Below are 22133 nucleotides of genomic sequence, written 5' to 3'. Positions count from 1 at the left end.
GTGTGACGCGGCACGGCCGGGGGTCAGGTCATGACGTGCGGTGCGGCACGGCCGGCACCCAGAAGTCCACCGTCGTGCCCATGCCGGGCGCGCCGCGGATGCTCCACCAGCCGCCCGCCGTCTCGGCCCGCTCGCGCATCTCGATCAGCCCGAAGTGGTCGTTCCGGCCGTCCTCGCGGGTGATCCCGACCCCGTCGTCGCGCACGCGGACGTGGACGCCGCCGTCGAGCGAGGCCAGCTCCACGGCGACCGCGACGGCCCCGGCGTGCTTGCGGACGTTCGTGAGCGCCTCCTGGCAGATGCGGTAGACGGTGATCGCGCTCTCGGGGGGCGGCTCGCCGTCCAGGCGGTTCACCAGCTCGTACGCCACTCCCGCCATCTCCTGCTCCAGGTACGCGGTGAGCCCCTCCACCAGCCCGTCAGCGGGCGGGCGTAAGCGGAAGGTCAGGTCGCGCAGTCGCCCGACGGCGGCCTCCACCGCCTCGCCGAGCGCGCCGACGCCGGCCGCGTGCTCCTCGGGCAGGCCCTCCCCCAGCGCCCGCAGCCGCATCCCGACGGCGACCATGGACTGGATGGTGTCGTCGTGCACGTCGGAGGCGATGCGGCGGCGCTCGCGCTCCTGGGCCTGGACCAGGTGGGCGAGCAGCAGGCCGCGCTCGTCCAGCGCCCTGGCCATGCTGCGCCGCTCGGTCAGGTCACGCGTCACCTTGCCGAACCCCCGCAGCTCGCCGGCCTCGCCGCGCAGGGCGGTGATGACGACGCTGGCCCAGAACCTGGTGCCGTCCTTGCGGACCCGCCACCCCTCCTCCTCCCAGCGGCCGTCGGCGGCCGCCGCCTCCAGCTCCATGGCCGGCTTGCCGGACGCGACGTCCTCGGGCGGGTAGAAGACGGAGAAGTGGGTGCCGATGATCTCGTCGGCGGTGTAGCCCTTGATGCGCTGGGCTCCGGCGTTCCAGCTGGCGATCCTGCCGCGGGGGTCGAGCATGAAGATGGCGTAATCGCGGATGCTCTGGACGAGCAACTCTATATCCGCCTGCGGGAGGTCATCCACGGCCATACCGCAGCTTTTCACGACGTGGCCCGGGGACCCAACCTTCCCCGGCGGGTTCAGCCGTCGAGAGCGCGGGCCTGGAGCGGGGCGAGGCGGGGCGCCAGCTCGCACCAGACCACTTTCCCGCCCTTTCCGCCGTCCTCGCTGTTGTCTCCGTCGGCGGGCGCGGTCCCCCAGCCGATGGACAGGAGCCGGACGACGTGCAGCCCCCAGCCGTTCGACGGGCCGGGCTCGCGTGGTTCGGGCAGCCGCTCCCCGGCGTCGCCCACCTCGACCCGCACCCGTCCCGCGCTGCCCCGCATCCTCAGGGACGGCGGGCCGTCGCCGTGCACGAGCGCGTTGGTCACCAGCTCGGAGACCACGAGCAGGACGTCCTCGTGGTGGCCCTGATAGCCGCACTCGGCCAGGGCCTGACGGACGATCCGGCGCGCCGCCGTGATGCTGCCCATCTCCTTCGGCAGGGGCGTGTCCACCTGGTATCGCCCGGCTTCCTCGCTGACCACCCCTCTACTCTCGGGGAGCCACCATCCGATCACGAGACGCAGCCGCGCCAGGCCGCCCGGTACACCTGTGGGACGCGACATGGTGCAAGTGCGTCAGTCGAGCAGCCCTTCCCTGCGGGCCAGCGCGACCGCCTCCAGCTTGGACCTGGCGCCCAGCTTCTCCAGCACGTGCTGCACGTGGTTGCGCGCCGTGTTGCGGGCCACGCCGAGCCGTTCGCCGATCTCACGCGTGCCGATGCCCTCGGCCAGCAGCAACAGCGTCTCCCGCTCGCGGGCCGTCAGCGCCGACCCCAGGCGCCCCGCGCGCCCGGTCAGCCGGTCGAGCACCCCGGGCAGCAGCCCGGGCGCGAACACCACCCCGCCGGCCGCCACCTCCCGCACCGCCGACTCCAGCTCCCCCAGCCGGGACGACTTCACCACCAGCCCGGCGCCCCCTGCCGCCACCGCCCTGGCCGCCACGGAGACGGTCGCCTCGCCGGTCAGCACCAGCACCCGTGCCTTGGGCGCCGCCGCCGCGAGCCTCCCGATGGCCGCGATCGCGTCGCCGTCGGGCAGCCGCCGGTCGAGCACGACGACGTCCGGCTGGAACCTGCCGGTCTCGGCCACCGCCCCGGCGATGCTGCCGGTCTGGGCCACCACCTCGATGTCGGGCACCCGCGCCAGCGCCATCCCGATGGCCTCGGCGACCATGGCGTGATCCTCCACGAGGACCACCCGGATCGAAGGGGAAGCCGCCATTGTCCGAAGTCGCCTCTGTCCGAAGTCGCCGCTGTCGCGGTTTCCGCTCCCCGGGCGCACCCCGGCCCGGCGCCACGAGCAGTGTCCCACGGCCCGCCGCCCGGCGCACAGCGCCCGCGGCCGTCGGCGCCGTTCGCTCAGGACTTCCAGGGCAGGCGGCGGTGCTTGAAGGTCGGATTCTTGGTCTCCCAGTAGCGCCACCCCTCCACCCTGGCGGGGATGTTGGCGTATCCGCTGGAGACCCTGACGTCGCGGCACGTGCCCATCACGCGCCAGGCCGACCAGCCGATGCGGTAGCCGAAGACGCGATACCACAGATGGCCGTACTTGCCCTTGGTGATCTCCCGGCTGTACTCGTGGCCGGTGAAGACCATGTGACGCTCTTCGAGGTGCGGAAGCCCCATCCTGCGCATCTCGTGCACCACATCGCGGGTGGTGATCGGTTCCACGACGTCGAGCGGTTCGGTCGTGGAGACGGCCTTCCGCCGCTCGTTCTCGGTCTCCAGGAACGCGCGGACCTCGTGCTCCCGGGTGACCGACGCCGTGACCGTGCCGCCGGGGCCGTCGACGAAGTTGGTGCGGGGCAGGAAGAAGTTCCGCGGAGAGAGCGTGTGCACCTTGAAGAAGAGGTGCGGGCTGCATCTGTCGCCGTGGATGAGGGGGAAGCGACGCTGACGGTGACGGCGGCGGCGGTCGGTGGTGTCGGCGGCGACGGTACCGGCGGTGCCGGCCGTGCCGGTGTCGGCGGCGCCGGTGTCGGCGGTCTCGACGGTGCGGTCGGTGTCATCGTCGTCGTCCGCTCTCGCCGCCGGCACCAGGGCGGCGACCAGGACCATCGAAAGAGAGCCGCTCACTGCCCATCTCATCGCGTGACGCGCCTTGGGCCAAGCGGAATTGACTGGGGCAATTGTCCGTGAATCGGGAGTGGACATGTACCGTACCTTTCGGAATGCGTCAGGCCGGGATCCGGCCTCTGCCGCCCGCCGAACGGGCCGACAAGATCGGTACGATGGTTACAGTTGCCGCGAGGCGATCTTCAACGCCACGCCGCAGGCGAATTTCCCATGCTGGGAAAGCGCCGGTGAAAAAGTGTCAATATCAGATCGTCCCTTTCACAAACCCGCATCACGGTGTTCCGGCGTCGCCGCGCCCGTGTCCGGAAAGCCGGACAAAGGCTGGATGACCTGCTACGACGCGACTCACAGGGCCGTCCGGACGGGTCGGGACGGTCATTCACGGGAGAAATCTGAGACTTTTTCCCGACCTTCGAGGAGAATATCGGCTGTGCCCTCCGCGTCGCCCTCGGTGCCGCTCTCCGCGTCGCCCGCCGTATCGCCCGCCGGGTCTCCGGTGCTGCGTCTTGTGCGGGCCGTCGTGTTCGCGACGGTCTGCGGCGCGGTGTCGGCGGGCGGGCACGCGCTGGCGGGCGGCGGCCTCGTGCCGTTCGAGGTCTACCTGGCCGGGGTGCTGGCCGCGCTCGGGCTGGCGTACCTGATCGACGGGCGCGAGCGTGGCCCCGCGGCCGTGCTCGTGGCGACCGTGAGCACGCAGATGCTGCTGCACCAGCTCTTCGAGCGGCTCACGCCCGACGCCCTGGCCGGTCCGGCGCACGGGCATCCCGCGCCCGGCATGGCGCTGGTCCACCTCACGGCGGCGGCGCTGTCGGCCTGGTGGCTGCACCGGGGCGAGCGCGCGCTGTGGCTCATGATCCGCCTGTACGGCGCGCCGCGGCCGATCGTCCCGCTGCCCGCCGCCGTCCCGGTCGAGGCCGTCCGGCCCTCGTGGCGACCGGCCACCCCGTACCTGACCGCGTACGCGGGAAGGACCGTCTCCGGCGCGATCCTCAGGCGAGGCCCGCCCCAGGGGTTCAGGCACTTCAGCTGAAGCACCAGTCCCTTGGCGCGTCCAGCGGGGCGCGTACTCTTGCCTGTGTCCGGACGGCGCCGCGCGCGCGTCCGGAAGATCGTTTCTGGAGACCCATCATGGCGTTCCTGCCACGACAGATCATCGGGGCGGCGCTCGCGTGCGCCCTCATCCTGATGTTCCCGGCCTCGCCGGCGTTCGCGCACGACGCGCTCAAGAGCAGTTCGCCGGCCAAGGACGCGCAGGTCGGCTCGGTCGACGAGATCGAGCTCGAATACAGCGCGAGCGTGAAGTTCCCGTTCGTCGTGCTGCACGACGCGGCGGGCAAGGAGGTCCCGCTCGGCAAGCCGGTGCTCGACGGGCCGAAGGTGCTCACCGACGTCCCGCAGCCGCTCCCGCCGGGCCCGTACGTCATCGCCTGGCGTGTCGTTTCGTCCGACGGGCATCCCATAGAAGGCGAAATCCCCTTCAGCGTGAAAGGATCACCTTCTCCAACGGCTTCGCCCTCGTCCATCGGCGGGGGGCCGACGGCGAGCACACCGCCCCGGGCGGCCGTGCCCGCCGCGGCGGCCGGCGAGCGGCCCGCGGCATCCGCGGGCGTTCCCGGCTGGATCTGGGGCGGGCTGGTGGTGCTTGTCGTGCTGGGCGCGTTCGTTCTGATCCGGACCGCGCGCCGCGGCCCAGATCGGGAGGAAGTGGATGCGGGTTGAGGAAGCCAGACAGATCGCTCGGCAGTGGGTGCAGACGGAGGGCGCCGCGCTGCCGGGCTTCGACGGGGCCTTCCTGACCGGGTCGGCCCTGTGGGCCGACCCGGCCGACGAGCTGGCCGCGACCTCGGACGTGGACGTCATCGTGGTCGCGGACCAGCCCGCCCGCCTGGGCAAGTTCGCCTACCGCGGCATCCTGCTCGAAGTCTCCTTCCTCTCCGAGCTGGGCTCCACGCACGAGGTGCTGAGCGACTACCACCTGGCCGGCAGCTTCCACCTCCCGTGCGTGCTGGCCGACCCGTCGGGGCGGCTGACCGAGATCCAGCGGGTGGTCTCGCGCGACTTCGCCGAGCGGCCGTGGATCCTGGCCCGGTGCACCAACGCCATGGACCGGGTGCGCGGGTTCATCAACGGCATCGACGAGCGCGCGCCCCTGCCCGACCAGGTCAACTCGTGGCTGTTCGGCACCGGGGTGACCACCCACGTGCTGCTGGTGGCGGCGCTGCGCAACCCCACGATCCGCCGCCGCTACGAGGCCGTGCGCGACCTGCTCGCCGAGCACGGGCGGCTGGACTTCCACGAGAGCCTGCTCGAACTGCTGGGCTCGGCGAACCTGAGCGCGGCCCGCGTCGAGCGGCACCTGGCCGCGCTGGAGAAGGTGTACGACGCCGCGGCGGCCGTCCGCGTCCCCTCCTACCCGTACGACTCGGACATCACCCCGGCGGCGCGGCCCATCGCCATCGACGGCACCCGCGAGCTCATCCAGCGTGGCCTGCACCGGGAGGCGGTCTTCTGGCTGGTGGCCACCTACGCGCGCTGCCTGGCCAAGCGGGCCGCGGCGAGCGAGCAGGCAGGCGGGCAGACAGGCGGGCAGGCAGGAGAGCGGGCGGGCGAGTCGGGCTACGAGGACGGCTTCCGCGAGCTGCTGGCCGACCTCGGGGCGGAGACGCGCCGGGACCGGCGCCGCAAGGGGGATCTGGTCCTGGCGGCGCTGCCCGGCGTGTGGCAGACCGCGATGGCCCTCTGCTGACCCTAGCCGCGCCGCAGCGACCTGGTCAGGCCCGCGGCGATGGTCGTGGCCAGCACCCAGCCGGCGGCGATCAGCCCGTACGCGAGCCACTGCGTCCCGCCGCCGGGGTTGAACGCCTTCTCCTGCCCGAAGTCGATGATCGGCAGCAGCAGGTCCAGCGTGTAGACGAGCGGGTGGAACGGCGGCGCCTCCCCCGGCTTCAGCGGCGGCGGCGCGGCCAGGCCGAACACGATCGTGCCCACGGCCAGGAGCGCCAGCAGCCAGGCGCCCGCGCGTAAGGGGCGGAAGCCGTACCCGACGGTGAGGTCCTGGAGGTGGCCCCAGAACGCGGCGTACCACGGGAGGGTGGCGCGCCGCCGCCGCTGGCCGGCCAGGAGCGTGTCGCGGGCGTCGGCCTCGCTGCCCAGCCGCCGGTACATCGCGGCGAGCTGCTCGTAGGCGTGCGGCAGGTAGCCGTCGGGATCCCTGCGCAGCCAGCCGAGCCGCCTGGCGGCGGGCAGCATGGGGTCGAGCACCTCGTACGCGAGCCCGTCCATGTGCATCGCGTCCGGCCAGACGCCGGGGTCGTCGCGCAGGACGCCGATGCGCGCGTGGCGCAGCTCCACCGTGCCCCGGACGGGTCCGGCGGTCCGCAGGGCCAGCTCCCGCGCCTCGACCCGCCAGCATTTGAGCGCCACCTGGCCGGGGGCCTCCAGGGTGGCCTCGTCGAAGCACAGGCGGCTGCCGACCTGGGCGTTGGTCAGCCGGATCCGGCCCTGGGCGGAGAAGCCGGTGCAGAGGTTGAGCACCTTGCCGACCGTGATGCCGTTGGCGGTCAGGGCCGAGCCGCCGGGGTTGGCCAGCCTGGCGCCCTCGAAGTGGGCGGGGCCGGTGACGGAGGCGTCGAGCAGGATGATCTCGCCCTCCGCGGTCATCCCGTCGCGGGCGTGCAGGGCGCCGTCCACCGTCAGGCCGTCGCCGGCCAGGGCCACGCCGCCCGGGTTGCGCAGGGTGGCGCCGTCGAGGTTGAGCGAGCGGGTGATCGCGGCCCCGCCCAGGCGTATCTGGCCCTCGGTCTCGACCAGCGACAGGAACAGGCCGCCCTCGGCGTTGAGCCCGCCGCAGCGCACGGCGATGCCGCCGGGGTTGCGCACGCGCGAGCCGCGCAGCGTGAGCGGCCCGGCGACGCGGGCGGAGCGCACGCAGATCTCCCCGTCGACCGTCATCCTCCGGGCGAACAGGCCCACCTGGGCGGTCAGGTTGGACGCTTCGAGGGCCATGCCGCCGGGGGCGTGCAGGCGGGCGTCGTCGAGGTTGACGGCGGCGCCGATCCGCGCGGCCGTGAGGATGATCTCGCCGTGGCTGCTGAAGCCGTCCTGGGCCCGCAGGTTGCCCCCGACGTCGAGGTGCTCGGCGGTGACGACGGCGCCGCCCGGGTTCTCCAGATGGGCGCGGTTGAGGTTGAGACTGCCGCTGACGCGGGCGCCCGACAGGCGCAGCTCGCCGGTGAAGTGGCAGCCGGCCAGCCGCAGGTTGCCGTCCACCTGGAGGTTCGAGGCGATCAGGCCGGGCAGCGTGGAGCCGCTCAGGCTGAGGAAGCGGGTGCGCGCCTGGTACAGGTCGGGCGCCTGGTCGAACGTGCACTGCTCAAGGGTGAGCGGGAAGCCGATCTCGGCGAAGGCCAGGTGGAGCAGGCCAGTGATCCGGGCGCCGATGAGTCGCAGGGCGGGCCTGGGCCCGTCGTGCTCGCCGAGGAGCACCTCGGCCAGGGCCTGCGCGCGCACGACCGGGTCGAGGTCCCCCGAGCGCAGGTCGACTTCCCCGCCGTGGGGCACGGCTTCGGCCACGGCGCGCTCGGATGGGTGGAGATCGGTGATTTTCACACGGCCATCTTGCGCTGCCCGACGAAGATCCGCAGCCGATCCCGATGACCGCCTATTCGCGGACGTCCAGCCCCAGGGCGGTGGCCACGACCGTCGCCTGGAACGGGTCGATGACGGCGTTCTTGAGCGTGACGGTGAGCGGGTCGAGCGTGCTCAGGTCGCTGCCGCGCAGGTCGCACCGCGTCAGGTCGGCGCCGCGCAGCGACGCCCCCGACAGGTCGGCCCGCCGCAGCTCGGCGCCCTCCAGCCGGGCGCCCGACAGGTCGGCCTCCCGCAGCCGGGTGCCGCGGAAGACGCTGCCGCGCAGGTCGGCGCCGGCCAGGCCGACGTAGGACCAGTCGCCGCCCTCGACCTTGAGCAGCCCGTACGTGCACCCGTCGAACACGCTGCCGGTCAGCTTGCACCCGTCGAACGTGGCGTCGAAGAACGAGCACCGCGTGAACGTGCAGTTGAGGAAGGGGGCGTCGTCGTGCGCCGACACGTTGAAGCGCACGTTGCTGAAGTGGCACTCCTCGAAGGAGGACCCGTGGTCGACCAGCTCGGTCATGTCCACGTCCTGGAACAGCACCCGGCGATAGCTCTCGCCGGAGATCTCCTCGCTGTCCCAGTCGGTGGACCAGATCGTCTTCTCGGTGGGCTGGGCCATGCGAACAAACTAGCGGATCAGGACCGCTTCGCGATGGACGTGATGAGAGGTTGCACGAGCTTGGCCGCCAGGGGGCCGAAGGCCGCCAGGATGAGGACGTACGCCGCCGCCAGCGCGCCCAGGTCGGGATGGGCGCCCGCGCCCACCGCCAGGCCCGCGATGACGATGTTGAACTCGCCGCGCGGGATGAGCGCGATGCCCGCCCGCGCCTGGCCCGCCTTGCCGATGCCCGCCCGCCTGGCCGCGTACGCGCCGGTCAGCAGCTTGGTGACCATGCTGACCAGGGCGAGCAGCGCGGCCAGCCCGGCCACGGGCAGGATCTTCGCCGGGTCGGTCTGCAGACCGAAGAAGACGAAGAACACCGCCGCGAACAGGTCGCGCAGCGGCGCCAGCAGCGCCTGCGCGTCCTCGGCGAGTTCTCCGGACAGCGCGATCCCGACCAGGAACGCGCCGACCGCCGCCGACACGTTCAGCTGCTGGGCGAGCCCGGCCACGAGCAGGGCGAGCCCGACCACCTTGAGCAGCAGCACCTCGTTGTTGGGGCTGGCCACGAACGACTCGATCAAGCGCCCGAACTTGAGCGCCACGACCAGCACCACGCTCACGGTCAGCAGCGCGACGCCCACCGCGACCGCCCCGCTGGCCAGGCTCAGCCCGGCCAGCATGGTCGTCAGGACCGGCAGGTAGACGGCCATCGTCAGGTCTTCGAAGACCAGCAGCGACAGCACCGTCGGCGTCTCTCGGTTACCGATCCACCCCAGGTCGGACAGCACCTTGGCGGTGATGCCGGAGGAGGTGGCGTACGTCACGCCCGCCATGGCCACGGCCGCGACCGGGCCCCAGCCCAGCAGCAGCGCGCAGATCGCGCCGGGGGCGGCGTTCAGCACCAGGTCGACGATGCCCGCGCGGACGTTGCTGGTCAGGCTCGTGACGAGTTCGTCGGCGTTGTACTCCAGGCCGAGCGTCAGCAGCAGCAGGACGACGCCCAGCTCCGCGCCGACGGAGACGAAGTCGTCGCTGGTGGCCAGCGGCAGCACCCCGCCGGTCCCGAACGCCAGGCCGGCGATCAGGTAGAGCGGGATGGGCGAGATGCCCACGCGCAGCGCGAGGGCGCCCAGGATTCCCAGGGCAAGAACGATGGCGCCGAACTCAAGAAAAAGAATCGCGGTGTGATGCACCCGCGGCCCTACCCGTCCGACAGGATGCCGGCCACCTCGGCGGTGGTGTCCTCGCTGCCCACGACGACCACGACGTCGCCCGCGGCGAACACGAAGTCGGGGCCGGGGCTGGCGAAGACCCGCCCGCTGCGCACGACGGCCACGATGGAGGCGCTGGTACGGGTCCGCACCCGGGCGTCGCCCATGGGACGCCCGGCGTAAGGGGAGCCGTCGGGGACGGGGAGCTGCACGCTGACCAGGCCCTCGACCTGCTCGTGCAGCTGGTTGAGCCGCTGCACGATGCGAGGCGCGCCGAGGAGCTCGGCCAGGGCGTCGGCCTCCTCGTCGTTGAGCTTGACCACGTGGCAGACGGCATCGGGGTCGTCCGCGTCGTAGATCACCAGGTCCCGGCGGCCGGTGCGGTGGGACACGACGCCGACCCGCTGACCTTTCCGGGTGGTGAAGTCGTGTCGTAGCCCGATTCCCGGCAGCGCTGTCTGTTCGACCTCCACCTATCCCCACCCGTTCAGATCCGCCTATTTCCGACTAAACCCTACCAACACGTAGCGGTCGTCCGGCCTCGTGCAAGTGCCGCAGTGCCTGACCCCACGACGCGAACAGGCCGCATTCGACGTAGTCGATGCCGAGTTGCCGGCAGTGGTCGCGCACGATGGGCTGCGCCTTGCGCAGGTTCGCGGTCGGCATGCTGGGGAACAGATGGTGCTCGATCTGGTAGTTCAGGCCGCCGAGCGCGGTGTTGACCAGGTGGCCGCCGCGCACGTTCCTGGAGGTCAGGACCTGGCGGCGGAGGAAGTCCAGCTCGTCCTCGGCGGTCAGGACCGGCATGCCCTTGTGGTTGGGCGCGAACGTGCAGCCGAGGTAGATGCCGTAGCAGGCCTGGTGCACGACCACGAACACCAGCGCCGTGCCGAAGGGCAGGACGAGGAAGACCGCCCCCAGGTAGAGGAGCACGTGCGCGGTCAGCAGCAGCCCTTCGAGCCCTCGGCTCTTGAGCGAGGGGCGGCGCAGCGCGCGGAAGCTCGACACCTTCAGGTTCACGCCTTCGAGGGTGAGCAGCGGGAAGAACAGGAACGCCTGCCAGCGCCCGATGAACCGGGGTATGCCGCGCGCTTGCTCGGCCTGCTTCTGCGACCAGACCAGGATGTCGGGCGCGACGTCGGGATCGTGCTCCTCGTGGTTGGGGTTGGCGTGGTGGCGCGTGTGCTTGTCCATCCACCAGCCGTAGCTGAGCCCGACGGCCAGGTTGCCCACGAGCAGCCCGGCCATCCTGCTGGTGCGCCGCGACCGGGAGATCTGCCCGTGCGCCAGGTCGTGGGCCAGGAGCGTCACCTGGGCGAAGGCCACGGCGAGCAGCACCGCGACCGGGATCTGCCACCAGGAGTCCCCGACCAGGGCGAACAGCGCCCAGCTCCCCGCGAACAGGCCGCCCACCAGAGAGATCCTGGCGGCGTAGTAGCCCGGTCGCTTGTCCAGCAGTCCCGCCTCGGCGATCCGGCGTGACAGCCTTGCGAAGTCGCTGCCGCGCTGAACGGCGGCGGTCCCCACAGTCCCCACTTTTCTCTCCGATGCTGACGAGTGATATGTGATCAGTCATCAGCATCGCGAGAGACGGGGGTCCGGCGGACCCCCGCTGTCACCCGTTCTCGTGGTAGTGCCCGCCCTACCATCGGGGGCGCCCGACGGGCGCCCCCGCCGCCTGGGGACAGGGCCGGTCCATCGCACTCAGCGTGGCACTGGACGACCTCACCTGGTGGGGAATGGCGGGCGGCGGGGACGCCGGCTCAGATCGGTTGCAGGGCCGCGGCCGACGCGTCGCCGTAGATGTGCAGCTCCGGACGGAAGGCCGCGAGGTAGGCGTTCCGGTCGGGGAAGGTGGCAACCAGGGCGTCCCCGTAGTCGATCAGTTGCCTGTGGGCTTCCCTGCGGGGCTCGTAGCGGGCGGACAGCAGCCGTTCGAGCAGGTCGGCGTCGCCGCCGGCCGCGCAGATGACGTCGGCCAGGAGCTCCGCGTCGTGCAGCGTGTAGCTCATGCCCATCCCGGTCATGGGGTGGCAGGCGAAGGCGGCCGAGCCCAGGAGCGCCGCGTTGCCCTTGTGGTACGCCTCCACCCGCATCGACGAGACCTTGATCCGCTGCCAGGTCGCGGGCTGGAGGACGTTGAAGGCGTCCGAGCTGTCGGTGACGAACTTCTTCAGCTCGTCGAGCAGCGCGGGGATGCCGTCCTCGAAGATCTCCTTGTCGTCCTCAGGGGGCAGGCCGACGAACACCCTGGCCTGGTCCCTGTTGATCGGATAGAGGTAGGCGAACCAGCCTTCGGAGCTGAAGTAGAGCCGGTTGAGCTGGGCGATGCTGGCGGTCAGCGGGACGGTGGCCACCCGCATCAGCAGCCGCTCGTACGGCAGCGAGCGCTGCTCGATGTCGAGCGCCCGCCGCACGGCCGACTTGGTGCCGTCGGCGCCGATCACGACGCCGGCCCGCAGCCGGTGCCCGTTCGACAGCGTCAGCTCCTCGACGCGGCCGTCGCCGATCGCGATGTCGTCGATGCTGGCGTCGAACCAGAAGTCGACGCCCTCCATGACGCAGCTGGTGTAGATGAGCTCGACCAGCTCCCGGTAGGGGCGGACGAGGAAGCCTCCCTCCGGGAAGCGGCACTCCTGGATGGGGTCGCCGTCGTGGTAGTAGCGGACGGTGTCGCGCCTGAGGCCATGGCGTCCGACCAAGTCGGCCAGCCCGTGCCGGGCCAGCACCCGGAGTCCTGGGGGCTTGAGGAAGTCCGCGCCCACGCTGGGGACCGAGGGTCCCTGCTCGATGACGACGACGCGCTGTCCGCGGCGACCCAGCAGTAAGGCGAGGAAGCAGCCGCCGAGCCCGGCGCCGACGATTGCTACGTCGCACGATGTGGTTGCCATGACGAGAGCCCTTTCGAATGGTTGAACTAGTTCGGGTTCCCGCGGGAACCCGCGAGCGGGCCCGGCTCGGCCGCCCGGGGCCGCGGGATGTGGTCCGTGGGGGGTGTGCGGGTCTCGGCAGGCAGCAACGCGTCGGCCTCCGCCGCCACGGTGGCGAGCGTCATGCGCAGCTCCAGCAGCATCCGGCGCGGCACTTTGATCATGACGTCACCCGGGTCGGTCCGCAGCCGGGTGATCTTGGTGAGGGCCAGCGCGCCGATCAGCACGGAGATGGCCACGCACAGCGCCAGCGCGCCCGCCAGCCCCGCGGAGGGGCCGGTCATGAACGGGTGGTCGATGACGACCGACACGACGGCGACGCCGACGGCCCCGCCGACCATGCGGGCCATGGTGGCCGCGCCGACGGCGGAGGCGTACTGGTGGGGGCGGGCGGCCAGGGTGGTGGCGACGGAGGTGCCCGGCGCGAGCGCGCCGACGCCGACGCCGACCACGACACTGGCGATCAGGCCCCACACGGTGGGCCCGGCCTGCGTCAGCACGAGCACGCAGGCGCCGCCGCACAGCAGCGAGCCGGCGTAGATCAGCCCGTACGCGCCGACCCGCTTGACGATCTTTCCGGCCAGGAAGCTCGTCACGACGACCGCCACCGACGTGGGCGTCAGCCACATGGCCACCTCGAGCATGGGGTAGCCCAGGTGGAGCAGGTACAGCGGCTGCACGGTCAGCAGCCCGTACGACAGAGCGCCGAAGCCCCAGGTCGCGAGCCAGCCCCAGACGAACCTGGGGCGCCGCCACAGGGCCAGGTCGATCGCGGGCAGGCGGTGGTGCCTGGCCTGCGCGAGCGCGCCGCCCAGCAGGGCCAGCGCGGCCAGCGCCAGCCACACCACGTCCATGCCCCAGGCCATCGCCTTGGAGATGGCCAGCACGATGACCGCGATGCCCGCGGCGAGCAGCCACGCGCCGAGGACGTCCGGCAGGCCCCTGGCCCCGGCGCGCTTACCCGGCGGAAGCGCGGCGCAGGCGATCAGGAGCGCGACGCCGATGACGACGTCGGGAACGAACAGGGCCCGCCAGCCGACGGAGACGACCAGCCAGCCGCCGCCCGCCTGCATGAGCAGGCAGCCCAGCCCGGAGGCGGAGCTCCACAGTGCGATCGCGCCGCGCCGCTGCGACTCCGGCAGCTCTCCGAGCAGCAGCCCGAGGCTGGCCGGGATCATCGCCGCGGCACCGGCGCCCTGGACGGCCCGTGCCGCCAGGACGTACGACCAGGAGTCCACCAGGACGGTGGCGATGCCGCCCAGGACGAACACCACGAGCCCGACGGCCAGGACCCGTCGGCGGCCGAACAGGTCCGCCCAGCGGCCCGCGGAGGCCAGCAGCGCCGCGATCGGGATGAACGCCGCGCTGGTCAGCCAGACCAGGTCGCCCAGCGGCATGCCGGCCCCGGCGGGTGTGTACCGCAGGACCCCGACTGCCAGGGTGGTGGCCGTGGTGTCGGCCATCACCGTCAACATGACACCCGCGCCGACCAGCCGCAGCATCACGGCGTGACGACGGTCGATGGTGCTCGTCCCCCGCGCTGGTGACGAACGCACGTGGTCACCTCCAAGCTATGAGTGGTCTCCGCCGACCGGCACACTCCGGCAGTGCGACCGGCGGAGGTGGATCGTTCCTTGAGGCCGGACCGTCAGGCGCCGTAGCGACCGGGCGAGAGCAGGCCGTCCGGGTCGAGGGCGGTCTTGAGCCGGTGCAGCATGCCGAGGCTGGCGGTGCTCGTCTCCGACCACACGTCGGCCGCGGCGTGGTCGATGTCGGAGCGGTAGATGGCGCACCCGTGGCCGCGCAGCAGGCAGTTGCCGTCGTTGCGGAGCTGGTGGGCGCGGTAGGGGGCGTCCGGCGCGCCCCGTTCGAAGAAGATCTGGATGACGCCGTTGGCCATGTGCCGGCTGACGAGGTTCCACTCGACCATGAGCGCGGTGGTGTGCGCGTCCACGGCCGTCTGGAGGGCGGCCAGGATGTGCTCGGTCCTGCGGGCGTGCGTCGGCATCAGCGGCATCAGCGCCAGGAAGCCGGTCTGGCCCTCGTCGATCTGGTCGCAGGAGGTGACGCGGAGGGCGTTGCGCACGCCCAGGCAGGTGGGGATGCCCTGGGACATGAGCGCCCTGGCGTAGAGCGGGTCGTCGGGGCCCACCGCGGCCGCGTCGACCACGCGCAGCGCCTCGGCGCCCTCGACCTCGATGAGCGCCTTGCGCAGCAGGTCCTCGGCCAGTTCGACGGCGGCGTCGCTGCCGAGCAGCGGCCCCATGACGGTGAACAGGTCCGGGTCGACCCCCCTGGGCAGGAACCAGTCGCCGTGGCTCGGAACGAGCGCCAGCTCGCGCACGCGCAACATCCCGTCGGCGGGGTTGCCGCGGCGCAGGAAGCCGGCCATCGCGTCGAGCGTGACGCCGACCTGGCCGCGCGGGATCCGGCCGTAGACGAGGCCGACGGTCTGCGGACGCGGCACGAGGGCGACGGCCATGGCGGTGACGATGCCCAGGTTGTGCTGGACGAAGGCGGGCGTCAGGTCGGGCCCGGCGACCCGGCCGTGGTAGCGCCCCACCGGGTCCAGCCCACCGGTGGTGACCACGCTGCCGTCGGCCAGCACGGCCTCCAGCCCGGCCACGTCGTGCACCCGGGAGCGGAAGGTGCCGTCGCCGCGGTCCAGGGCGTTGCCGACGACGGAGGTGTCGGCGCAGGAGTTGGTGACGTTCAGCATCCACGGGGTGTCGAGCAGCGCCTCGGCGAGCTGTGCCTGGGTCACCCCGGGCTCGATCACCGCGAAGCCGGCCTCCAGGTCGAGGCTGCGGATGCGGTTCATGCCGCTCAGGTCGACGACCAGGTTGTCGTCGGTGACCGGCACGGCCGAGCCCATGCCCCAGTTCTTGCCGGTGCTGATCGGGTAGAGGCGGCGGCCGGTCCTCATGGCCTGCCGTACGAGTGCGCGAACCTCGTCGAGGCTGCGCGGCGAGTCGACGCCCGCCACGGAACGCGGTTGGTGACCCCCGACGTCGTGCGACTTCAGCTCCAGTCGCTCAAGTTCCTGCATGACTCTCCTCTTTCGGCTCACGCGGTGTGCTGGAGCAGGTCGTCGATGGAGCCGATGGCCTGGTTGGACATCTCCCTGATGCCGAGCAGCCGCTGCTCGACGTACTCGTCGGGCTCGGCGTCGGTGTCGGGGATGTCGAGGCTGCCGAGCGGCGCCGCCTGCATGGGAACCTCGTGCAGGCCGTAGGGGTGCCGGCGGGGCCGGACGGTGTCGGTGTCTCGGGTGTCACGGATGGTTCTGGCGGGCAAGTGCGGGGGGGTTCGCATGACGGGAGCTCTCCTACCGGACTCGGATGGGGTTTTCCGGGCGACCGCTCGCCGTTGAGCGGATCGGGGTCAGCGCGCGCCTTCCGGGTGGTCGAGGTGGTCGACCACCGGAGTGACGGCCGCGGGGATCGCCCGCGACACGCCGTGGTTGATGACGCTCGCGGCGATACGGCGCTCCGCCAGCCCCATGTGGGGACGGCCGGCGGTGCCGCCGGTGCTCGGCCGGGCGCCGGCCGAGCCTCGGATCATGGAGCTGGCGTGCACCCATCGGCGCGACTCCGCCAGCACGTCGCGCTGGGCACGCGACAGATCGGAATGGCGGGCGTACTGCTCGCAGACGGCCCGCGCCAGCACCCGCGCCATGACGAGATGCTCCGCGCAGGCGGCCGCGACCTTCGCCTCCAGTCCGATGACCTGGGCGAGAAGCAGCTGCAGGTGGGGCAGACCCGAGCTGCGTTCGAACCCGTCGAGCTCGGCCAGCCGCTCGGGCCAGCGCAGCCGCCGCTCGATCGAGGCGTGCACGGCGGCGACGACCTCGGTGGCGGGCTGGTCCGGGCGCCGCCCCTCGAGTTGCACGGCCCGCTGCGCGGTCCATTCGAAGTCGGTCAGCCGGCGCAGCCCGCTCTGGAGCAGGCGAATGCGGTTGTGCAGGCAGGCCGCGCTCCACCCCAGGACCAGCAGGCGGTCGGCGTCGGCCTCGCAGTGCCAGCCGACGAGCGCGACCTCGCGCGCCATCCGGTGATAGAGCACCCAGGACTCCTGCGCGGGCACCGGCACCGGAGTGTCGATCCACACCTGCAGTCCGCCCGGGGGTACCTCGTCGACGCCGACGTCCATGCCGGCGGGCGCCACTCTGGCGCAGATCCGTTGAACCACCCGTTGCTGGGCGGCTGTCTCCGGCGCCAGGGGCACCGGGCCTGGCAGCACTCGCTCTGGGGCCACTCTCGCCCTCGGCTCGATGCTCATCTGGGGCCACCTCCCGACCCACGACGTAAATTGACACTTAATAGTGCCGTCCCGATCGTCGTCAGAGAGGGGTTTTCTGTCAACTGGTACTTAACGAAACCAGTATGGATCTCTCGGCGCCCGATCGGCGGCAGCCGTGAACCCGCGACTTCCCGCAGGTGAATACGGTGTTACGGAGCGTGGATCATCTAGAGTCCGTACGGTTCGGCAAATGCGGAAAACAGGACGGGGAGCGAGCCGGTGTGGGTGCCAAGATCCGTGGTCGTGGCCTTGTCGGTGGCCGCGGGACTGCCCGCTCCGCCGGACCCGCCGCAGGCAGCGGCCGATTACTGCCAGCTACCGGATCACTCCCAGCCGTCCATCCCGGGCGAGGCTTACCTGATAGATACTGCTTCCTCACTAGGTTGGATTCATCCCAATCCGCCCCCCATAGACCGGGAGCCGGCGGAGTCCGAGCGGCTCGAGTTCGCGGGCTTCCCGAACGTCTCGGTCCTCGACACCGTGGGCCCCGGCGGGGCGCCCCGGCAGAAGGTGATCACCACCTTCACCGCGAACGTGGACCGGATCGTCACCCTCACCAACTCGGCCGCGGTCTCCGACGACGGCGGGCAGACGTTCGGCCCGGCGAACCTGACGCCGCTCCGCGAGGCCCCCATCCAGCTGCTCGACGGCCGGTACTTCGCCACCGAGTACTACCTGCAGAACACCGGCCCGCATTCCGCCACGCTGGGCGTGCTCACCACGTCGTCGCTGGATGACGGGGAGAGCTGGGTCCGCTCGGAGGCGACGCTGAGCACGCCCGGCGACCTGATGCCCGGCGGGGCCACGCACGGGCTGCCGGTGCAGCTCGCCGACGGCACGATCCTGTTCTCGGCGTACGCCGAGTACCGGGAGACGGGGACGTACCAGGCCGACCTGTACGCCAGCCGGGACGGCGGCCGCACGTTCGAGCGGCGCGGCGTGATCGGGAGTCCCTCTGACGGGCTCGTCTACAACGAGGCGAGCATCGCGCAGACGATGGACGGCAGCCTGCTGGCGGTGCTGCGCCGCGACGGCGCCCGCTTCTCCACGCTGCACCAGAGCCGCTCCACCGACGGCGGGTACACCTGGTCGCCGGTGCGCCCGCTGCGCTTCGCGGGCCAGGACTGCGTGGTCCGCGGCGTGGCGCCACGGCTGCTGCTGACCCCGGGCGGCGTCCTCGTGCTCAGCGCCGGGCGCCCGGACAACTGGATGGCCGTCTCCCCCGACGGGCTCGGCGAGGAGTGGCTGGAGCCGCGGGTGACGTACCACAACCGCGACGGCATCTGGCCCGTGCACGGCTCCTCCGGCTACACCGGGATCGCGGCCCTCGGCCCGCACCGGCTGATCCAGGTGGTCGACAACTGCAAGCTGCCCGGCGTGCGCCCCGACGGCCTGCTGGACGAGACCGCCTGCCCGGCGCACGGCCGCTTCGAGAACCACGGCTGGTACGCGATCAAGCGGCAGCTGTTCACGATCGACCCGCCCGGGCCGGGCCTGCTCGACCTGGCCGAGATGCGCCGGAGCGGCCGGCTGAGCGTCGAGACCACCATGCGCTGGGCCGGCCGGCCCAGGAGCCGCCCGGGCGCGGCCTTCGACGGCAGCACCGGCTACTGGTCGAGCGCCGTCGCCAAGGGCCGCGGCCGGTACGTGCTGCACCTGGACCGGCAGTACGCGCTGACCAGGATCGGCCTCAGCCTGCGCCCGGGCCACCCGGCCGGAGCGCGCGTGTACGTCTCCAAGGACGGCCGCTCCTGGGGCGAGCCCGTCGTCACGATCAAGGACCGGACGGACTACGCGATGCGGTACGAGGAGATCGACCGCACGGGCCGGCACATCAAGATCGTCACGGAGCCGACCTCCGGCTGCGGGCCGGAGCTCGGGCGGACGTGCAGCATGCTCAACGAGGTCGAGCTCTACTCGCCGTGAGGCGTGGGCGGCCCGGGAGTCGTCGTCCCCGGCGTCGCCTCCGGCGTCGTTTCCGTGGGCGTCCCGATGGACGATTCGGTGGGTGTGGCCGGGCCGCCCCCGGGCTGCCGCAGCGCGGTCAGGTGCGCCACCAGCGACGGCTCCGCCACCTTGGCCAGCGCCACCACCGTCGGCGAGGTCCCGTGGGAGATCTCGTACTTCGTGGCCGCCAGGGCGTCCTGGTGCGCGTTGATCATGGCGGCCGTGAAGTCCTGGTCGAAGTGGTCGGGCTGCGAGTCCCGCAGCTCGGCCAGCATGGCGCGCTGGTCGGCGCTCGGGGACATGGGCAGCTGGATGTGCAGCCGCGTGGCCGCGCCGGTCACCTTCGTGTCGAGCTTGGTGTGGTCCACGACGAACATCTTGCCGATCGCCCTGATCCGCGCCGAGCCGCCCTTGCCCGCCGCGAGCTGCCCCGCCTGGACCTCGGCCAGGTTGCTCTCGTGGATGCCCCGTATCCAGGCCTTGTCCTGCTCGGACGGCTGCGTGTCGGTACGCGATGCCAGGCCCGCGGTGTCCGTCGACACGTCGGCACAACCCCCGAGGGCGACCAGGGTCACGGCGGCCAGCAGCAGAGTGCGCATGAGCATTTCCTATGACATAGTGATACGAATCAACTACAGAACGTCATCACCCCTTCCCTCAATCTCCCGCATTCCACCTGCACGGGCGCGGTCAGCCGAAGTCGACCACCAGCGTCGTGTGGCGCTTCGGGACGACCGTCCCCCGCCCGTCGCCGGGGGCGGACCCCGGGTAGGCGCGGATGCGCAGGTCGCCCGCCTCCGGGTGGCCCGCCGCGGCCCATGCCCGCACGTGCCCGGCCAGGTCGGCCGCCAGCGCGGCCCCGCCGGGCCCGTGGCCCTGGGCCGCGAGGCCGGGACCGGTGGGCGCCCGGCCGCGGGCCACGTGCGCGCCCTCCCCGGCCAGCAGCGCGATGGCGTCGCCGTCGACGAGGCCGGCGCTCATGCCGAACCCCTGCCCCAGCCTGCCGGTCAGCAGGCAGCAGCGGGTGTCGTGCAGGGCCAGCCACATCGTGACGCCCGGCCCGTACGGCGCCTCGCCCCCGCCGACGGGGACCTCGGCGGGCTCGGTGTCGAGCGCGCCCAGCACGTCGCCGAGCTCGCGCCACTCGGGCAGGCCCAGCATGAGCTCGGGATCCCGGCGCAGCACCACGACCGCCTCGGGCCCGGCGAACGCCCCGCGCATCCGCATGAACCCGCACGGCACCACGGACCGGGCGGCCCAGTGGTCACCGGCGCGTTCGAGGGCCACGGACACCTGCACGCCCCGCAGGTCGAGCGGCGCCACCAGCCGCCCGCCCGCGCCCAGCTGCTCCAGCCACGCCGGGGCCAGGTCCCACACGCCGACGGTGGCGATCACGCGGTCGTACGGGGCCCGCTCCGCGTACCCCTGGGCGCCGTCCGCGCACACCGCCTCCACCCGCGTCGCACCGGCGGCGGCCAGGTGCCGCCCGGCCCCCGCGACGACGTCCTCGTCGATGTCCATGCTCACCACGTGCCCGGCGGGCCCGGCGAGGTGGGCCAGCAGCGCCGCGTTGTAGCCGGTGCCCGCGCCGATCTCCAGCACCCGGTGCCCCGGCTCGACGCCGAGCTGGTCGAGCATGGTGGCCATGATCGCGGGTTGCGAGGACGAGCTGATCGGCCGGCCCGCGTCGTCACGCTTGGTGACGATGGGCTCGTCGCGGTAGGCGTCCTCGGGGTCGACGCCGGGCAGGAAAAGGTGGCGCGGCACGGCGAGCAGCGCGGCGGCCACGGAGTCGCTGATGTCCTGGCGTTCCCGCAGGTGCGCCACCATGGCCTGCCTCTGCTCCGCGAAGTCCATGGCCCCCATTCTCCACAGGGAGCTCCAGGAATTCTGAGTAAAGAAACAGTCAAGAAGGGTTGAGCCGCCGAGTTGGGGGAAGGGCAGGCAACTCCTGAACGTCGACCGTGAGGAGGAGCCGTAGTGCTCACCCTGACAGCCAACGCAGCCCAGGCGATCCGCGATCTGACCGCGTCTGCGCCCGAGCCTACCCAGAGCGGGATCCGTATCTCGTCTCAGGGAGAGGGCGCGAGTTCGCTCACCCTTACGCTGGCCACCGCACCGGAGCCGGCCGATGCGGTCGTCGAGGCCGAGGGGGCGCGCGTCTACCTCGACCCTGTGGCCGCCACCGTATTGGAGGACAAGTCCCTGGACGCCGGAGCCGACGACCAGGGCAGCGTGTCGTTCCTGGTCAAGGACCAGACGGCGTGACGCGGGCGCCCGCCGTGCCGCACCGGCACGGCGGGCGCGCCTGTCACCCGTCGCTGAGAAGCTTGTGGAGGTAGCGCAGCTGCTCCTCCGACTGGAACCCGCCGCCGCCCTCGTGGCCGTTCCAGGGCCACACGGAGATCTCCTTCGGGCCCTGCCAGTGGTTGTAGGCGGCGAACACCGTGGACGGCGGGCAGACGTCGTCCATCAGCGCCACGGAGTAGAGCGCGGGCACCTGGCCGCGCGCGGCGAAGTTGACCCCGTCGAAGTACGACAGCGTGCGGAAGACCTGGTCGGCGCTGTCCCTGCGGGTCGAGAGGAACCGCACCAGCTCCTGGTACGGGTCCTTCCCCGTGATCTCGACGGCCCGCCGGAAATGGGTCAGGAACGGCACGTCGATCAGCGCCGCCTTGGCCGACGGGTGCAGCGCGGCCGTGGCCTGCGCGATGCCGCCGCCCTGGCTGCCGCCCGAGACGACGATGCGGTCCGCGTCCACGGCCGGGTGTTCGGCGGCCGCGTCCACGGCCCTGACGGCGTCGGTGAAGACGCGCCGGTAGTAGTAGTCGTCCGGGTCCAGGATGCCGCGCGTCATCATGCCCGGAGCCTGCGGCGACGCGCTGCCGTGCGGGTCGCCGGTGGCGCCGGGGCTGCCGGCGTTCGCGCCGCCGTGGCCGCGGGTCTCCATCACGAACACCGCGTACCCGGCGCTGGGCCAGAACAGGTGGTCCTTGGGGAACCCGCGCCCGCCGCTGTAGCCGATGTAGTGCATCACGCACGGCACCGGGCCCTCCACACCGCGCGGCACCAGGAACCAGCCGTTGATCCGGTGCCCGCCCCAGCCCGCGAAGGAGACGTCGAACACGTCGACGGTGGCGAGGGGCAGGTCGTACGGGACGTACTCGGCACTCAGGTCGAACTCCCTGGCCTCGGCCAGGGTGCGTGACCAGAACGCGTCGAAGTCGGCGGGCTCGTCGCGTTCGGGGAGGTAGCTGCGGAGTCGGTCAAGCGGCAGGTCGAACAGTGGCACGGAAGCTCCAGCCTGTAGAAGGATGCTGATATTTCACAACATTCGGACGGAAAGCGCTATCCCGCC

Annotated in this window: 22 protein-coding genes; 5 read left to right on the top strand and 17 right to left on the bottom strand. The window is 72.0% G+C overall.

The genetic code is table 11. The features are described from left to right. Positions 1–28: 28 nt before the first annotated feature. The 4 genes from ABZS69_RS33405 to ABZS69_RS33390 all read right to left on the bottom strand — a co-directional run bounded on the left by ABZS69_RS33405 (position 29) and on the right by ABZS69_RS33390 (position 3146). Positions 29–1057 carry a PAS domain S-box protein gene (locus tag ABZS69_RS33405; protein WP_355379338.1) on the bottom strand — a complete coding sequence of 343 codons (1029 nt, stop codon included), beginning with the start codon at positions 1055–1057 and terminating at the stop codon, positions 29–31. A 50-nt stretch (positions 1058–1107) separates the two neighbouring features. Continuing rightward, entirely contained in the window at positions 1108–1635 is a 528-nt protein-coding gene (locus tag ABZS69_RS33400; protein WP_355379337.1) for an ATP-binding protein, read from the bottom strand. Between the two features lie 12 nt (positions 1636–1647). After that, positions 1648–2259, bottom strand: a complete 612-nt coding sequence (locus tag ABZS69_RS33395) for a response regulator transcription factor (protein WP_355379336.1) — start codon at positions 2257–2259, stop codon at positions 1648–1650. Positions 2260–2429: 170 nt separating this feature from the next. After that, positions 2430–3146 (bottom strand): hypothetical protein, encoded by a 717-nt coding sequence (locus tag ABZS69_RS33390; RefSeq protein WP_355379335.1) that lies wholly within the window; start codon positions 3144–3146, stop codon positions 2430–2432. Between the two features lie 430 nt (positions 3147–3576). Between ABZS69_RS33390 and ABZS69_RS33385 the strand changes: the two genes are divergently transcribed. From ABZS69_RS33385 to ABZS69_RS33375, 3 genes are all read left to right on the top strand, one after another. Then, the gene (locus ABZS69_RS33385) at positions 3577–4176 is read left to right on the top strand and encodes a hypothetical protein (protein ID WP_355379334.1); all 600 of its coding nucleotides are present in this window, start codon (positions 3577–3579) and stop codon (positions 4174–4176) included. A 98-nt stretch (positions 4177–4274) separates the two neighbouring features. Beyond that, on the top strand, positions 4275–4865 hold the full coding sequence (locus ABZS69_RS33380; RefSeq protein WP_355379333.1) for a copper resistance protein CopC: 591 nt from the start codon (positions 4275–4277) through the stop codon (positions 4863–4865). Then, on the top strand, positions 4855–5892 hold the full coding sequence (locus tag ABZS69_RS33375; RefSeq protein ID WP_355379332.1) for a hypothetical protein: 1038 nt from the start codon (positions 4855–4857) through the stop codon (positions 5890–5892). Before ABZS69_RS33380 ends, ABZS69_RS33375 begins: the two co-directional genes overlap by 11 nt. 2 nt (positions 5893–5894) lie before the next feature. Here ABZS69_RS33375 and ABZS69_RS33370 read toward each other — a convergent pair whose 3' ends face one another. The 10 genes from ABZS69_RS33370 to ABZS69_RS33325 all read right to left on the bottom strand — a co-directional run bounded on the left by ABZS69_RS33370 (position 5895) and on the right by ABZS69_RS33325 (position 16807). Next, positions 5895–7754, bottom strand: coding sequence for a hypothetical protein (locus ABZS69_RS33370; protein WP_355379331.1), 1860 nt, complete (start codon positions 7752–7754; stop codon positions 5895–5897). Between the two features lie 52 nt (positions 7755–7806). Beyond that, a complete protein-coding gene (locus ABZS69_RS33365; RefSeq protein ID WP_355379330.1) occupies positions 7807–8400 on the bottom strand; it encodes a pentapeptide repeat-containing protein in 594 nt (197 codons plus the stop codon). Positions 8401–8417: 17 nt separating this feature from the next. Further along, positions 8418–9578 (bottom strand): cation:proton antiporter, encoded by a 1161-nt coding sequence (locus ABZS69_RS33360; RefSeq protein WP_355379329.1) that lies wholly within the window; start codon positions 9576–9578, stop codon positions 8418–8420. An 8-nt stretch (positions 9579–9586) separates the two neighbouring features. Beyond that, entirely contained in the window at positions 9587–10069 is a 483-nt protein-coding gene (locus tag ABZS69_RS33355; protein WP_355379328.1) for a cation:proton antiporter regulatory subunit, read from the bottom strand. A gap of 34 nt (positions 10070–10103) precedes the next feature. Continuing rightward, positions 10104–11132, bottom strand: a complete 1029-nt coding sequence (locus tag ABZS69_RS33350; protein WP_355379327.1) for an acyl-CoA desaturase — start codon at positions 11130–11132, stop codon at positions 10104–10106. A 227-nt stretch (positions 11133–11359) separates the two neighbouring features. Continuing rightward, positions 11360–12487 (bottom strand): FAD-dependent monooxygenase, encoded by a 1128-nt coding sequence (locus ABZS69_RS33345; protein WP_355379326.1) that lies wholly within the window; start codon positions 12485–12487, stop codon positions 11360–11362. Positions 12488–12513: 26 nt separating this feature from the next. Then, positions 12514–14082, bottom strand: a complete 1569-nt coding sequence (locus tag ABZS69_RS33340; protein WP_355379325.1) for an MFS transporter — start codon at positions 14080–14082, stop codon at positions 12514–12516. A 92-nt stretch (positions 14083–14174) separates the two neighbouring features. Then, a complete protein-coding gene (locus tag ABZS69_RS33335) occupies positions 14175–15575 on the bottom strand; it encodes an FAD-binding oxidoreductase (RefSeq protein WP_355379324.1) in 1401 nt (466 codons plus the stop codon). 17 nt (positions 15576–15592) lie between these two features. After that, positions 15593–15841 (bottom strand): hypothetical protein, encoded by a 249-nt coding sequence (locus tag ABZS69_RS33330; protein ID WP_355379323.1) that lies wholly within the window; start codon positions 15839–15841, stop codon positions 15593–15595. A gap of 69 nt (positions 15842–15910) precedes the next feature. Next, a complete protein-coding gene (locus ABZS69_RS33325) occupies positions 15911–16807 on the bottom strand; it encodes a hypothetical protein (protein ID WP_355379321.1) in 897 nt (298 codons plus the stop codon). Between the two features lie 264 nt (positions 16808–17071). Between ABZS69_RS33325 and ABZS69_RS33320 the strand changes: the two genes are divergently transcribed. Continuing rightward, positions 17072–18754, top strand: a complete 1683-nt coding sequence (locus ABZS69_RS33320; RefSeq protein WP_355379320.1) for an exo-alpha-sialidase — start codon at positions 17072–17074, stop codon at positions 18752–18754. Here ABZS69_RS33320 and ABZS69_RS33315 read toward each other — a convergent pair. Continuing rightward, the gene (locus ABZS69_RS33315; RefSeq protein WP_355379319.1) at positions 18742–19374 is read right to left on the bottom strand and encodes a DUF4142 domain-containing protein; all 633 of its coding nucleotides are present in this window, start codon (positions 19372–19374) and stop codon (positions 18742–18744) included. The two genes, ABZS69_RS33320 and ABZS69_RS33315, sit on opposite strands and share 13 nt — an antisense overlap. Before the next feature lie 91 nt (positions 19375–19465). Next, entirely contained in the window at positions 19466–20632 is a 1167-nt protein-coding gene (gene fxlM / locus ABZS69_RS33310; RefSeq protein ID WP_355379318.1) for a methyltransferase, FxLD system, read from the bottom strand. A gap of 123 nt (positions 20633–20755) precedes the next feature. On the opposite strand from fxlM, the gene ABZS69_RS33305 reads away from it, so the two are divergent. After that, complete coding sequence (locus tag ABZS69_RS33305; RefSeq protein WP_355379317.1) at positions 20756–21043, top strand: Fe-S cluster assembly protein HesB; 288 nt, start codon at positions 20756–20758, stop codon at positions 21041–21043. Between the two features lie 43 nt (positions 21044–21086). Here the strand turns inward: ABZS69_RS33305 and ABZS69_RS33300 are convergent, their stop codons facing one another. Further along, the gene (locus ABZS69_RS33300) at positions 21087–22067 is read right to left on the bottom strand and encodes an acetylxylan esterase (RefSeq protein ID WP_355379316.1); all 981 of its coding nucleotides are present in this window, start codon (positions 22065–22067) and stop codon (positions 21087–21089) included. Positions 22068–22133: the final 66 nt, after the last annotated feature.

The organism is Nonomuraea sp. NPDC005650, from assembly GCF_040605375.1.
GTDB lineage: Bacteria > Actinomycetota > Actinomycetes > Streptosporangiales > Streptosporangiaceae > Nonomuraea.
Note: the sequence above shows the minus strand (reverse complement) of the source record. Positions and strands in the feature narration are given on the sequence as shown.